Origin of the sequence: Actinosynnema sp. NPDC049800 (assembly GCF_040656635.1) — a bacterium.
Classification (GTDB): domain Bacteria; phylum Actinomycetota; class Actinomycetes; order Mycobacteriales; family Pseudonocardiaceae; genus Actinosynnema.
On record NZ_JBFAMT010000016.1, the window covers coordinates 1 to 14193 of the forward strand.

At 69.7% G+C, this 14193-nt stretch carries 10 protein-coding genes, 2 tRNA genes and 1 pseudogene; 11 read left to right on the forward strand and 2 right to left on the reverse strand.

Translation table 11 applies throughout. The features are described 5' to 3' along the window. The first annotated feature begins 769 nt into the window (after positions 1–769). From dnaN to AB0I91_RS20185, 10 genes and pseudogenes are all read left to right on the forward strand, one after another. Positions 770–1906: a DNA polymerase III subunit beta gene (dnaN, locus tag AB0I91_RS20140; RefSeq protein ID WP_498771358.1), complete on the forward strand. Its 1137-nt coding sequence runs from the start codon at positions 770–772 to the stop codon at positions 1904–1906. A gap of 41 nt (positions 1907–1947) precedes the next feature. Continuing rightward, on the forward strand, positions 1948–2862 hold the full coding sequence (gnd, locus tag AB0I91_RS20145) for a phosphogluconate dehydrogenase (NAD(+)-dependent, decarboxylating) (protein ID WP_498771356.1): 915 nt from the start codon (positions 1948–1950) through the stop codon (positions 2860–2862). 4 nt (positions 2863–2866) lie between these two features. After that, positions 2867–3982, forward strand: coding sequence for a DNA replication/repair protein RecF (gene recF, locus AB0I91_RS20150; protein ID WP_498771354.1), 1116 nt, complete (start codon positions 2867–2869; stop codon positions 3980–3982). A gap of 58 nt (positions 3983–4040) precedes the next feature. Next, positions 4041–4601, forward strand: coding sequence for a DciA family protein (locus AB0I91_RS20155; RefSeq protein ID WP_499608278.1), 561 nt, complete (start codon positions 4041–4043; stop codon positions 4599–4601). 236 nt (positions 4602–4837) lie between these two features. After that, positions 4838–6808, forward strand: coding sequence for a DNA topoisomerase (ATP-hydrolyzing) subunit B (gyrB, locus tag AB0I91_RS20160; protein WP_498771352.1), 1971 nt, complete (start codon positions 4838–4840; stop codon positions 6806–6808). A 49-nt stretch (positions 6809–6857) separates the two neighbouring features. Beyond that, positions 6858–10712 (forward strand): intein-containing DNA gyrase subunit A, encoded by a 3855-nt coding sequence (gene gyrA, locus AB0I91_RS20165; RefSeq protein WP_499607983.1) that lies wholly within the window; start codon positions 6858–6860, stop codon positions 10710–10712. 26 nt (positions 10713–10738) lie between these two features. Further along, positions 10739–11608: a DUF3566 domain-containing protein gene (locus AB0I91_RS20170; RefSeq protein ID WP_499638148.1), complete on the forward strand. Its 870-nt coding sequence runs from the start codon at positions 10739–10741 to the stop codon at positions 11606–11608. 63 nt (positions 11609–11671) lie between these two features. After that, a tRNA-Ile gene (locus AB0I91_RS20175) sits at positions 11672–11745 on the forward strand. Between the two features lie 35 nt (positions 11746–11780). Continuing rightward, a pseudogene (locus AB0I91_RS20180) lies at positions 11781–11897 on the forward strand (DLW-39 family protein); the annotation flags it as partial. A gap of 35 nt (positions 11898–11932) precedes the next feature. Next, positions 11933–12005: transfer RNA gene (locus AB0I91_RS20185), tRNA-Ala, on the forward strand. A gap of 354 nt (positions 12006–12359) precedes the next feature. Here AB0I91_RS20185 and AB0I91_RS20190 read toward each other — a convergent pair. Next, complete coding sequence (locus AB0I91_RS20190) at positions 12360–12776, reverse strand: DoxX family protein (protein ID WP_230569482.1); 417 nt, start codon at positions 12774–12776, stop codon at positions 12360–12362. A 126-nt stretch (positions 12777–12902) separates the two neighbouring features. Between AB0I91_RS20190 and AB0I91_RS20195 the strand changes: the two genes are divergently transcribed. After that, positions 12903–13454, forward strand: a complete 552-nt coding sequence (locus AB0I91_RS20195) for a DUF2020 domain-containing protein (protein ID WP_498771344.1) — start codon at positions 12903–12905, stop codon at positions 13452–13454. 60 nt (positions 13455–13514) lie between these two features. Here the strand turns inward: AB0I91_RS20195 and AB0I91_RS20200 are convergent, their stop codons facing one another. Next, positions 13515–14120 (reverse strand): hypothetical protein, encoded by a 606-nt coding sequence (locus AB0I91_RS20200; protein ID WP_499638151.1) that lies wholly within the window; start codon positions 14118–14120, stop codon positions 13515–13517. Positions 14121–14193: the final 73 nt, after the last annotated feature.

The window sequence follows — 14193 nt, forward strand, 5'->3', positions numbered from 1 at the left end:
GTCGCACCTGGGTGCGACCCACACCGCACCCGGGTGCGAGCCGGATCCGCCGCCGGCACCCGGGTGCCGCGCCCGCGGCACCCCACCGACAGGCCCCGAGGAGGCCGCGACACCCGGGCGTGGGGGCCGGGACCAACGGGGGTCGTTTCGTGTCACCCGTGTGAGGTACCCCCGCCCCACCGGGGCCGGGTAGAGGGCGTTCTCGGTGCGGCCCAACGGCCCCGTCGCAGGTGCCGTCGCAGGTGAACGGCGGGCGAAAAGTTGTCCACAGGCCCGGAGAAGTGCCCCGTCGGGGGAGATTCGGCCCACCATCACCCTGTGCAGCACCCGGGTACAACCCGGCCCACACCCGGGGATTAACCCGGGGACAACTCGGCCCGCCTGTGGACCGAACGGACGAGCCGGATAGTTCTCCCCGGGTGCGCCGACTTGTCCCCGGGTGACACCCCGTGTCCATCCACACCTCCAAGCGGGCGACACGCTGCGGAAACCGGGGTTGTCCACACAATCCACAGCCCCTACTGCTGTTGCTGTTGTCTTCCCTTGAAGATGAAGAACAAAGAAAAAACAGCCGGCGGTCGAGCCCGGGGACGAACGCTCGGCAGCGCCTCGTCCCCGGGCAGCCCCGAGGTGACGAGGACCGGGCCGACGCTCTACGGTGGGGAGCCTCCGCGCCGAGGGTCGGAAGATCCGGCGAGGGCCGCGGCTCCCCAACCCCCACCGCAACGCATGCTGTTGTTGGTCATGCCGACTTGAGGAAGGACGCCTCATGAAGATCCGCGTCGAGCGCGACGGCCTGGCCGACGCCGTCGCCTGGGTCGCCCGCAGCCTGCCGTCCAGGCCGCCTGTCGCGGTGCTCGGCGGAATCCTGCTCGACGCCGGGGCGGAGGACGGCTCCGGCGAGGCGCTGACCGTCTCCGGGTTCGACTACGAGGTGTCCGCCCAGTGCGGCGTCCCGGCCACGATCGCCGACGGGGGCAAGGCGCTCGTCAGCGGACGGCTCCTGGCCGACATCACCAAGGCCCTGCCGAACCACCCGGTCGAGATCGCGGTCGACGGCTCCCGGATGACGATCTCGTGCGGCAGCGCCCGGTTCAGCCTGCCGACCATGCCGGTCGAGGACTACCCGCAGCTGCCGTCCATGCCGCAGCTGGCCGGCGAGCTCCCGGGCGAGGTCTTCGGCGAGGCCGTGAACCAGGTCGCCGTCGCGGCGGGCAAGGACGACACGCTCCCGATGCTGACCGGCGTCCGGCTGGAGATCGGCGAGGGCAAGGTGACCCTGGTCGCCACCGACCGCTTCCGGCTCGCCATGCGCGAGTTCCCGTGGGAGCCGAACGAGGCGCTCGGCGACGTCGCCGTCCTCGTGCCGGCGAAGACCCTCAACGACGCCGCGAAGACGCTGGGCGCGTCCGGCGCGAAGATCGAGCTGTCCCTCGCCGCGAACGACGGCCTGCTCGGCCTGTCCGGCACGAACCGCCGCACGACCACCCGGCTGCTCGACGCCGACTTCCCGAAGTACCGCCAGCTGCTGCCCACCGAGCACTCGGCCGCCGCGATCATCGAGGTCGACGCGCTGGTGCAGGCGATCAAGCGCGTGTCGCTGGTCGCCGAACGCGGCACGCAGGTCCGGCTGGAGTTCGTGGACAACGGCCTGCGCCTGTCCGCGGGCGGCGACGACGAGGGCAGCGCCGAGGAAGAGCTGCCGGTCGACTACACCGGCGACCCGGTCACCATCGCGTTCAACCCGACGTACCTCCTCGAAGGGCTCCAGGCCGTCCGCACGCCGCGGGCGCACTTGTCCTTCACCACACCCAGTCGCCCCGCACTGCTCAAGCCGGTGGACGAGGATGGGAACGTGGCGCCGGGCTACCTCTACCTGCTGATGCCCGTGCGCCTGCCCGGCTGATCCACCACGCCATCCACAGACGCTAGGGAAGAGGAACGACCGTGCAGCTCGGACTCGTCGGCCTCGGCAAGATGGGCTTCAACATGCGCGAGCGCATCCGCCGCGCGGGGCACGAGGTGGTCGGCTACGACCGCAACCCCGAAGTCACCGACGCCGACTCGCTCGCCGACATGGTGGGCAAGCTCGCCGCACCCCGCCTGGTGTGGGTCATGGTGCCCGCCGGTGACATCACCCGGCAGACGATCGCCGAGCTCGGCGACCTGCTCCAGCCGGGCGACCTGGTGATCGACGGCGGCAACTCGCGCTTCACCGACGACGAGATCAACGCCAAGGCGCTGGGCGACAAGGGCATCGGCTACGTGGACGCCGGCGTGTCCGGTGGCGTGTGGGGCCTGGAGAACGGCTACGGGCTGATGGTCGGCGGCGACGCCGAGCACGTCGAGCGCGCCATGCCGATCTTCGACGCCCTGCGCCCGGAGGGCCCGCGCGAGGAGGGCTTCGCGCACGCGGGCCGCGTCGGCGCCGGCCACTTCGCGAAGATGGTCCACAACGGCATCGAGTACGGCCTCATGCAGGCCTACGCCGAGGGCTTCGAGCTGCTGGAGGCCTCCAAGCTGGTGGACGACGTGCCGGCCACGATCAAGGCGTGGCAGCGCGGCACCGTGGTCCGCTCGTGGCTGCTGGACCTGCTGGTCCGCGCGCTGGAGTCGGACCCGGAGCTGGACGACCTGCGCGGTCACGTCGAGGACTCCGGCGAGGGCCGGTGGACCGTCGAGGAGGCCATCAAGCACGCGGTGCCCGCGCCGGTGATCTCCGCCGCGCTGTTCGCCCGGTTCGCGTCCAGGCAGGACGACTCGCCCGCGATGCGCGCGGTCGCTGCGCTGCGCAACCAGTTCGGCGGCCACGCCGTGCAGGCCGCGGGTCCTTCGTCCGGTTCCGGCTCGACCCAGAGCTGACGAGTTGTACGTCCGGCACCTGCAAGTCACCGACTTCAGGTCGTGGGAGCACGCGGACCTGGTGTTCGAGCCGGGGGTGAGCGTGCTGGTGGGGCGCAACGGCCAGGGCAAGACGAACCTGGTCGAGGCGCTGGGGTACGTGGCCACCCTCGGTTCGCACCGGGTGGCCACGGACGCTCCGCTGATCCGGCACGGCGCCCCGCGCGCGGTGGTGCGCGCGGCGGTGGTCAACGAGGGGCGCGAGCTGCTGGTCGAGCTGGAGATCACGCCGGGCAAGGCGAACCGGGCGCGGGTCAACCGCGGCCCGGTGCCGCGCCCGCGCGACGTGCTCGGCATCCTGCGGACGGTGCTGTTCGCGCCGGAGGACCTGGCGCTCGTGCGCGGCGACCCCGGTGAGCGCCGGCGGTTCCTCGACGAGCTGCTGACGACGCGCGCGCCGCGGTACGCCGGGGTGCGCAGCGACTACGAACGCGTGCTCAAGCAGCGGGGGGCGTTGCTCAAGACCGTGCGCGCGGCGCGCAACGCCGACATCAGCACGCTCGACGTGTGGGACGGGCACCTGGCCCGGCACGGCGCGGAGCTGCTGGCCGCGCGGCTGGACCTGGTCGCGGACATCGCGCCGCACGTGGCGGCGGCGTACGCGGAGGTGGCGCCGGAGTCCCGGCCCGCGCGGATCGCGTACCGGTCGAGCCTGGGCGAGGCGTTCCCGGAGTCGCACGACCGGGACGTGCTGGAGGACGCGTTGCTCGCCGAGCTTCACCGGGTGCGCCCGCAGGAGGTCGAGCGGGGCGTGTGCCTGGTCGGGCCGCACCGCGACGACCTCGACCTGGCGCTCGGCGAGCTGCCCGCGAAGGGCTACGCCAGTCACGGTGAGTCATGGTCCTTCGCCTTGGCCCTGCGTCTCGGCGGGTACGAGTTGCTGCGTGTCGAGGGGGCCGAACCGGTCCTCGTGCTGGACGATGTGTTCGCCGAACTGGACCGCGGCAGGCGTCGCCAGTTGGCGAAGGTGGCCGCCGGCGCGGAGCAGGTGCTGATCACGGCGGCGGTCGCGGAGGACGTGCCCGAGGAGCTGGACGGGCTGCGGTTCGACGTTCGCCACGGGGAGGTGCACCGTGTCTGACGAGTTGCCCCGAACGGGTGTGACCCGACGCACATCTGGGGACAACCCTGTGGATGGTGTGGATAACTCGGCTCGAGAACCGGACATATCCACAGCCGGTAGTACACAAGAGGGTGCTTTGCGGGGTCCGGACCTCGCCCGGGCCGCCCTGGAAGCGGCTCGCGCCTCCGCCAAGGAGCGCGGGGTACGGGGCGTGCGCAAGGGTGGGACGGGCGCGACCGCCCGCCGCCGGCGTCGTCGCTGGTCCGGGCCGGGCCCCGACGACCGCGACCCGCAACCGCTCGGCAGGCTCGCGTCGAGGATCGCCGCCGACCGCGGGTGGGCCGAGCGGCTGGCGGGTGGCCAGGTGTTCGCCCGGTGGCCGAAACTGGTCGGCGAGGACGTGGCCGAGCACGCGCAGCCGGTAGCTCTGAGTGACGGCGAACTGACCGTCCAGGCCGACTCGACGGCGTGGGCCACGCAGCTGCGGCTGCTCCAGCGCGACCTGCTCAAGCGGATCGCGGCGGGGGTCGGCCACGGCGTGGTGAAGAACCTGAAGGTCCAGGGTCCGGCGGCGCCCAGTTGGCGCTACGGCCCCAGGCACGCTCCGGGCCGCGGACCACGTGACACCTACGGGTGACGAGCGCCAGGGCCGCAGCGGCGATCCTGTGGCGCGGTGAGCGCTCACCAGTCGATTTTGACCCCGTGACCAGCGGTCGGCACCCATCTGCGTTCACTTCGGGCCGCCTGTGAGCAAACCAGGGGTGTCCTAAGTGGGTTTCTGTCGGTATGCCCCGGTAGAATCGTGGGGTAGCGCAACCCAGCGTCGCCCGGCGACGGTCCCAGTCGCGTGAAGTCCGAGGAGACACCAGGCCCGTGGCAGCCAAGAAGAATGAGTACAACGCGTCCTCGATCACCGTCCTGGAGGGCCTGGAAGCGGTCCGCAAGCGGCCAGGCATGTACATCGGTTCCACCGGCGAGCGCGGTCTGCACCACCTGATCCAGGAGGTCGTGGACAACTCGGTCGACGAGGCCATGGCGGGCTTCGCGACGGTCGTGGACGTGACGCTGCTGGCCAACGGCGGCGTCCGGGTCATCGACGACGGCCGCGGCATCCCGATCGGCATGCACCCGGTCGAGAAGCGGCCCACGCTGGAAGTGGTGCTGACCAAGCTGCACGCGGGCGGCAAGTTCGACAGCGACTCCTACGCGGTGTCCGGCGGTCTGCACGGCGTCGGCATCTCCGTGGTGAACGCGCTGTCGACCGCCGTCGACGTCGAGGTCAAGACCGAGGGTTTCACGTGGAACCAGCGGTTCGAGAACACCAAGCCGGCGCACGAGCTGGCCAAGGGCGCGCCGACCGACGAGACCGGCACGGCCATCACGTTCTGGGCCGACCCGACGATCTTCGAGACCACCGACTACAACATCGAGACGATCTCCCGCCGCCTGCAGGAGATGGCCTTCCTCAACAAGGGCCTCACGATCATCCTGCGCGACGAGCGCGTCCAGGCGAGCGACGAGGAGGCCGACGCCGAGGGCCACGTGGCGGCCGTGCGCGAGCGCACGTTCCACTACCCCGGCGGCCTGGAGGACTTCGTCCGCCACATCAACCACACCCGCGAGGCCGTGCACCAGAAGGTCGTCTCGTTCGAGGCCAAGGGCGAGGACCTCGAGGTCGAGGTGGCGATGCAGTGGAACACCGGCTACACGCCGTCGGTGTACACGTTCGCCAACACGATCAACACCCACGAGGGCGGCACGCACGAGGAGGGCTTCCGCGCCGCGCTGACCCGCGTGGTCAACGAGTACGCGCGCGAGAAGAAGCTGCTCAAGGAGAAGGACTCCAACCTCACCGGCGACGACATCCGCGAGGGCCTGGCCGCGATCATCTCGGTCAAGCTCAAGGAGCCGCAGTTCGAGGGCCAGACCAAGACCAAGCTGGGCAACAGCGAGGCCAAGTCCTTCGTGCAGAAGTCGACCAACGAGCACCTGGCCGACTGGTTCGAGCGCCACCCCAACGAGGCCAGGGCGATCGTCACCAAGTCCGTGTCGTCGGCCCAGGCCCGCATCGCCGCCCGCAAGGCCCGCGAGCTCGTCCGCCGCAAGGGCGCCCTCGACATCGGCGGCCTGCCCGGCAAGCTCAAGGACTGCCGGTCCACCAACCCGGAGGACTGCGAGATCTACGTCGTGGAGGGCGACTCCGCGGGCGGCTCGGCCAAGGAGGGCCGGGACTCCATGTTCCAGGCGATCCTGCCGATCCGGGGCAAGATCATCAACGTGGAGAAGGCGCGCATCGACCGCGTGCTGAAGAACAACGAGGTCCAAGCCCTGATCACGGCGTTCGGCACGGGCATCCACGAGGACTTCGACATCGCGAAGCTGCGCTACCACAAGATCGTGCTGATGGCCGACGCCGACGTGGACGGCCAGCACATCCGGACGCTGCTGCTGACCCTGCTGTTCCGCTTCATGCGCCCGCTGATCGAGCACGGTCACGTGTACCTGGCGAACCCGCCGCTGTACAAGATCAAGTGGCAGCGCGCCGAACCGGAGTACGCCTACTCCGACCGCGAGCGGGACGGCATCATCCAGGCCGGTCTCGCGGCGGGCAAGAAGATCGGCAAGGACGACAACATCCAGCGCTACAAGGGCCTCGGCGAGATGAACTCCTCCGAGCTGTGGGAGACGACGATGGACCCGGCCAACCGGGTGCTGACGCAGGTGACCATGGACGACGCCGCGACGGCCGACGAGCTGTTCAGCGTGCTGATGGGCGAGGACGTGGAGGCCCGCCGCGCGTTCATCACCCGCAACGCCAAGGGCGTCCGGTTCCTCGACGTCTGACCCCTGTCGTTCCCGAACCCGCAGGCGTGCCCTCTAAGGAAGTAGAACTGTGAGCGAGACGACGCTGCCCCCGGCTGGTGGAGACCGCACCGAGCCGCGCGACATCCAGCAGGAGATGCAGAACTCGTACATCGATTACGCGATGAGCGTGATCGTGGGACGAGCGCTGCCCGACGTGCGCGACGGCCTGAAGCCCGTGCACGTCCGCGTGCTGTACTCGATGTTCGACTCGGGCTTCCGCCCGGACCGCAGCTACAACAAGTGCGCCCGCGTCGTCGGCGACGTGATGGGCAACTACCACCCGCACGGTGACTCGGCCATCTACGACGCACTGGTCCGCCTCGCCCAGCCGTGGTCGCAGCGCTACCCGCTGATCGACGGCCAGGGCAACTTCGGCTCTCCCGGCAACGACCCGGCAGCCGCCATGAGGTACTGCATCGATTCAGATGTCCGTATCAGGCTAGCAGACGGCTCGACGCCGCGCATCGGCGACATCGTGCCGGACGCCAAGCCGAACAGCGACAACCCGATCGACCTGAAGGTGCTCGACCGCAACGGCAACCCGGTGCGCGCCGACATGCTGTTCCACTCCGGCGAGCACCCCACGCTGAAGCTGCGCACCAAGAACGGCTACGAGCTGGCCGGCACCCACAACCACCCCGTGTTGTGCCTGGTGAACGTGCTCGGCGTGCCGACCCTGCTGTGGAAGCTGCTGGAAGAGGTCCAGCCGGGCGACCGCGTAGTCCTCCAGCGCATGCCGCAAGAAGTCGACCTTGACGGGCTATCGCCGGAGCAGTTCAGCTCCGCGTTCCTCGCTGGGGCATTCGTCTCGGAGGGCTGGACGGGCGTAAACGGGCAGGCGGGGTTCGACAACACCGACACCGACTACTTCAAGTCGGTGGTCAGTGCTTACGACCTGTGCGTCGGCAAGCGTCGCGGTATCGGGACTGAGATCACCAGTACCGGCAAGGTGCTGCACAAGCTGCGCTTCAGCAGGGCGGTGCTCCAGGGGAGCGTGCTCCACGAGTTGGCAGACTTGCGCAGCGCCGCCAAGCGCGTGCCCGAGTTCGTGTGGCGGCTGGAGGCGACTGGCAAGCGGGCGTTCCTCGCCTCGCTATTCCAAGGTGACGGCTCGGCGTCGGCCCTGCCGCGCAACTCCGTGCAGGTCAGCTACTCGACCCGCAGCGCGCAGCTGGCCCGTGAAGTGCAGCAGCTCCTGCTGGAGTTCGGCGTCGTCAGCACGCTGGTGAACTACGAGAACGGCGAGATCAAGGTCGTCATCACCAACCGGCGTGACGCGCGCCTGTTCGCCCGCAACGTGGGCTTCCTCGGCGCGAAGCAGGACAAGCTGAACGCGATCCTGGACGCCGTCCCGCTCGAGAGCCGGGCGATGAGCAGCGACCACGTGCCGTTCGTCGGCGACTACATCCGGGCGCACGGCGCGACCCGCTGGACGGAGCGCGACTGGCTCCGGCGGCACAACGTGGACCGCGTCGAGCGGTGGGAGCGCGACTACGAGGAGATCGCCGCGCGGATCACGAACCGCGAGGTGCTCGACGTGGTCGAGCCGCTGGTCGACGGCCGGTTCTACTACGCGCCCGTCGAGTCGGTCACCGACGCGGGTGTGCGGCCGGTGTACAGCCTGCGGGTCGACACCGACGACCACGCGTTCATCACCGACGGCTTCGTCAGCCACAACACCGAGTGCCGCCTCACGCCGTTGGCCATGCAGATGCTGGCCGACATCGAGGAAGACACGGTCGACTTCCGCGACAACTACGACGGTCGCATCCAGGAGCCGACGGTCCTGCCGTCGCGCGTGCCCAACCTGCTGATCAACGGCAGCTCGGGCATCGCGGTCGGCATGGCGACCAACATCCCGCCGCACAACCTGCGCGAGGTCGCCGACGGCGTGGTGTGGGCGCTGGACAACTGGGACGCCTCCGAGGAGGAGACGCTGGAGGCGATGATCCAGCGGATCAAGGGGCCCGACTTCCCGACCCACGGCCAGATCCTGGGCACGGCCGGCATCGAGGACGCCTACCGCACCGGCCGCGGCTCGGTGAAGATGCGCGCGGTCGTGGAGATCGACGAGGACGCCAAGGGCCGCACGATCCTGGTCGTCACCGAGCTGCCCTACCAGGTGAACCCGGACAACCTGGTGGAGAACATCGCCACCCTGGTCCGCGACCAGAAGCTGACCGGCATCGCGAACATCGCCGACGAGTCCAACCGGCGCTCGGGCATGCGGATCGTGGTCACGCTGAAGCGCGACGCGGTCGCCAAGGTCGTGCTGAACAACCTCTACAAGCACACCCAGCTGCAGTACTCGTTCGGCGTGAACATGCTGTCGCTGGTCGACGGCGTGCCGCGCACGTTGCGCCTGGACCAGATGATCCGGCACTACGTGAAGCACCAGATCGAGGTCATCGTCCGGCGCACGCGCTTCCGGCTGCGCAAGGCCGAGGAACGCGCCCACGTGCTGCGCGGCCTGGTCAAGGCGCTCGACCAGCTCGACGCGGTGATCGCGCTGATCCGCCGGTCGGACACGCCCGAGGTGGCGCGCACCGGCCTGATGGAGCTGCTCGACGTCGACGAGATCCAGGCCAACGCGATCCTGGAGATGCAGCTGCGCCGGCTGGCCGCCCTGGAGCGGCAGAAGATCGTCGACCAGCTGGCCGAGATCGAGCTGGAGATCGCCGACTACAAGGACATCCTCGAGAAGCCGGAGCGGCAGCGCGCGATCGTGCGCGAGGAGCTGCTGGCGATCGTCGAGAAGCACGGCGACGACCGGCGCACGAAGATCGTGCCGTTCGACGGCGACGTGTCGATGGAAGACCTGATCGCGGTCGAGGACGTCGTCGTCACGATCACCCGGACGGGTTACGCGAAGCGCACGAAGACCGACCTGTACCGCTCGCAGAAGCGCGGGGGCAAGGGCGTGCAGGGCGCCCAGCTCAAGCAGGACGACATCGTGCAGCACTTCTTCGTGTGCTCCACGCACGACTGGATCCTGTTCTTCACGAACAAGGGCCGGGTGTACCGGGCGAAGGCCTACGAGCTGCCCGAGGCCAACCGCAACGCGCGCGGCCAGCACGTGGCGAACCTCCTGGCGTTCCAGCCGGAGGAGGAGATCGCCCAGGTCATCCAGATCAAGAACTACGAGGTCGCGCCGTACCTGGTGCTCGCCACCAAGAAGGGCCTGGTCAAGAAGTCGAAGCTGTCCGACTTCGACTCCAACCGGTCCGGCGGCCTGATCGGCATCAACCTGCGCGACGACGACGAGCTGGTCGGGGCGGTGCTGTGCTCGGCGTCCGACGACCTCCAGCTCATCTCGGCCGACGGCCAGTCCATCCGGTTCCACGCGAGCGACGAGGCGCTGCGGCCCATGGGGCGCGCGACCTCGGGCGTGCTGGGCATGCGCTTCAACAGCGGGGACGAGCTGCTGTCGGTGGGCGTCGTCCAAGAGGGTCTGTTTGTTTTGGTGGCGACCGATGGTGGGTACGCCAAGCGCACGCCGATCGAGGACTACCCCGTCCAGGGTCGCGGTGGGAAGGGTGTGCTCACCATCCAGCACGACCGCAGGCGTGGCAGGCTGGTCGGCGCGCTCATCGTCGACGTCGACGACGAGCTGTACGCGATCACCTCCTCGGGCGGGGTCATCCGGACCAGCGCCAAGGAGGTGCGCAAGGCAGGGCGGCAGACGAAGGGCGTCCGGTTGATGAACCTCGGCGAAGGGACCACCCTGATCGCGGTGGCGCGCAACGCCGACGAGCCCGCGGACGTCACCAGTGGTGACGGCGGTGTCGTGGACCCCGCCGAAGCGGGTCCGACGGTCGACCCCGCCGGCGCGGGTCCGGTCGTGGACTCCGCCGAGGGCGACCAGGCTGAGCCTGCCAACTAGCGCGAACGAGAGGTTGAGGACTGCTCGTGACTCCACCCGAGAAGCCAGAGGACAAGACCGCGGTGATCACCCGGCCCGGCGCCGAGCCGACACCGGCGGCCGGCGATGAGCCCGCCGGCGCCGAGAAGCCGGCGGTCGACGCCTCGGGGGCGTCCGAGCAGGCCGAGACGCCCGCGGCCGACGCGACGACGGCGGACGGCAAGACCGAGACGGTCGAGCGGCCGGCCGCCGAGCACGACAGCCACCAGGCCGCGGCGCCCCCGCCGTGGCAGCGGGTGACGAGCGACGCGCAGTACGCCGAGGCGCAGCAGGTCGGTCCGGCCGACCTGATGTCCTCGCCGGAGCACCCGGCGGCCGAGGGGTCGCAGCCCGCGTACCCGGCCAGCGACCCGGACACGGTGGCGGTGGCCCGTCCCGTGGTGCCGGGCGCGGCCGGGCCGGGTGCGGTGGGTTCGGCCCGCACGCAGGTGAACCTGGGCGCGGCGAACGGTCGTCCGGCCGCCGCCGCGCCGTCGGCCCGCCGTCCCGGGCGCGGACCGCGGCGGGCGAGCCTGCAGGTGAAGCGGGTCGACCCGTGGTCGGTGCTCAAGCTCGCCCTGGTGCTGAGCGTGGCGCTGTTCTTCGTGTGGCTCGTGGCGGTCGGCGTGCTGTACGGCGTGCTGAACGGCATGGGCGTCTGGGACAAGATCAACAACACCGCCAGCGACCTGCTGCAGGGCAACGAGACCGGCAGCGACCCGCTGATCAGCGCCGGTCGCGTGTTCGGCGTGGCGGCGATCGTGGGCGCGGTGAACATCGTGCTGTTCACCGCCCTGGCGACCGTCGGCTCGTTCGTCTACAACGTCTCGGCCGATCTTGCCGGGGGCCTGGAAGTGACGTTGTCCGAGCGGGAGTGATCTACGACCAGCCGATTTGGGGCCGCGACGGGAGGTGCTGTAGTCTTGCCGTCGTTGCCCCGAGGGCCTATAGCTCAGACGGTTAGAGCGCTTCGCTGATAACGAAGAGGTCGGAGGTTCGAGTCCTCCTAGGCCCACCGGAAGTTCACAGGTGTTGCAGAGGGGAATCGCCGTGAAGAAGATCATCGCACTTGTCGCTGTCGCTGGTGCGGTTCTGTTCTTCGTCAAGCGCAGCCGCTCGGCCAAGGCCGACGCGGACCTGTGGCGCGAGGCCACTGCTCCCACCGACTGACCCGCGAGGGCGGTAAGTCTGCCGCCCCGTGAGGGGACGTAGCTCAATTGGCAGAGCACCGCCTTTGCAAGGCGGGGGTTAGGGGTTCGATTCCCCTCGTCTCCATCCGCTTCTGGGCGAGGTGTGCCGACGAACAGCGTCGGCCACCTCGCTCCTTGTGTTTTGTGGGGGTGCGACCCCCACGCCCCGCCCGGGAGGCTTCGCCCCCGGACCCCTTTCGGGGCCGCAGGCCCCGGGCCCCGCGAAGATCGCTTGGCGCGCCGGTTCCCCTTTGGCTGGGTAAAAGTCCGATTTGTCGGGTTGGTGGGGGCGCGAAAGTTTCGCGTTTGGTGTTTACTGGGGTGTAACCGCCGGGTCATCCCCTGCGTGAGGGCTGTCCGGCGGTGGCTTTCGCGGTAAGTCGACAAGTGAGGGCCCGCACCCAATGCCGCTGGGTGCGGGCCCTCGTCTTGCCCACTGCTATGCGTTGACGAGCGCCTGTTCCTGCTTCCGTGCGGAGATCACCTTGTCGACGGCCCAAGCGCCGGGACCGGTGAACGCCAACAGCAGGAACACCCACGCGTACACCGCGGCCAGCTCGCCCTTGTTCTGGATGGGCAGGAGCCCGGCGTGCTGGTGGACGACGAAGTACGCGTAGGCCATCGCACCGGATGAGATCAGCGCGGCGATCCGGGTGCCGAGGCCGATGACGATCAACGCGCCACCGACGAACTCGATCAGGCCGGCCGGGCCGGACGGCCAGTCGGTGATCGACACGGCACCCTTGGAGCCCAGCACGCCGAACAACTTCTGCGCGCCGTGGCACATGAACAGCACACCGACGACAATCCGGAACACAGCGATGGCGTGGTCTCGACCGCGGTCAAAGATGTTCATCTTGACTCAGTCCTCACATTGCAGGGGCGGCCGGCAGGGTAAGACAACCGTAATGTGGTTTACGTTGCGTGCCTAGGTGGTCACGTTGTCGATTCGCTGTCCGTCATCTGATTGACTGGCTGCCCTATGAACCGAGTGCTGCTCACCGCCCTGCCCTCCCTGCTGGTCCTCGGCGCGCTGACCGCCTGCGCGACCCCCGAGCCGACCCCCGCTCCCGCCGCCGGGACGACCACCAGCGCAGTGGCGAAGACGACGACCACACCCGTCGGGCCGCCGCCCGCGCCGGAGCCCGCGACCGACGGGCAGTGCCCCTACCTGGCCTCTTCGGTCGTGCAGGAGGCGAACGGGCAGCTGGTGCGGAAGGTTCGGCTGTCCGCAGGCCAACCCGACCCGGCCTGCTTCTTCTACGCCAACGCCACGGACGTGCAGTTGTCCGTCTGGGTGTTCCGGGGTGAGCCGGAGACCGCGAAGGCGGTGGTCGACCGGGCCGCGCCGGTTGCCGACTCGAGCCCGGCGACGGTGCCCGCCGGGTGGAGCGGCGGCTCGCTGACCACCCCGACGGGCGCGGTGTACGCCGTGGCCAAGGGCGGCAACGCGGTGGTCGTGACCAGCAACCAGAAGCAGACGATCAAGACCCGGCGGATCGCCGAGACCGTGGTGGGCAACCTCGGGCTGTGAGCGCGCACGACTTCGCGCCCGACCCCGGACGGGGCGGGCGCGAAGGTGTTCTTCTTCCGGTCAGCTGCGGCTGTGCTGGTCGGAGACCTGGCCGTTGCGGGCCGCGTGCGGGCGGACGGACTCGGCGGTGCCGGTCGTGGTGGGCTCGGACGTGATGTCCACGTCGTCCTCCTCCAGGTGCACCTCCTGGGGCCGCTTGGTCAGCGCGAGGTACCCGGCGACCGCGGCCGCGGCGAACACGCCCAGCACCCACGGCCAGCGGCGGCGCTTGGGGTGCCTGGCCGCGGCCATCTCCTTGCGCGCCTGCTTCGCGGCCTTGCGCACGTCCTTCGCACGCACCTTGGCCTCCTTGCGAGCCCGCTCGGCGGCCTTGACGACGTCCTTGCGGACGCCCTTGGCCTTCTTCGCGAGCTGCTTGCGACTGCGCCTGGTGGACTTCTCGTACTCCTCGGCCTTCTCCACCAGCGCGCCCGCCTTGTCGGCGACGACACCGCGGACGTAGTCCTTGGTCACGCCACGCTCGGCGAGCTTGCCCTCGGCGCGCTCCGCGAGTTGAACAGCCGCGTCCGCGCCGACGTGACCAGCGCGGACGGCGCTGCGGCGAACAGCCCGCACCGCCTTGCCGACCGACTCCCCGGCCCGGGTCATGGCGTCTACCTCATCCATATCGCGCTCCAGAAGCTGTCGGTCAGTCACGTTCCAGGCAATACCCATCGTGCCCCTTCCCCAACCACCTCGC

Excerpts from the sequence above, each read along its gene's own strand:
- AB0I91_RS20200 (WP_499638151.1), bottom strand. The coding sequence starts at position 14,120 with ATGGATGAGGTAGACGCCATGACCCGGGCCGGGGAGTCGGTCGGCAAG.
- AB0I91_RS20195 (WP_498771344.1), top strand. The coding sequence starts at position 12,903 with ATGAACCGAGTGCTGCTCACCGCCCTGCCCTCCCTGCTGGTCCTCGGC.
- AB0I91_RS20190 (WP_230569482.1), bottom strand. The coding sequence starts at position 12,776 with ATGAACATCTTTGACCGCGGTCGAGACCACGCCATCGCTGTGTTCCGG.
- dnaN (WP_498771358.1), top strand. The coding sequence starts at position 770 with ATGAAGATCCGCGTCGAGCGCGACGGCCTGGCCGACGCCGTCGCCTGG.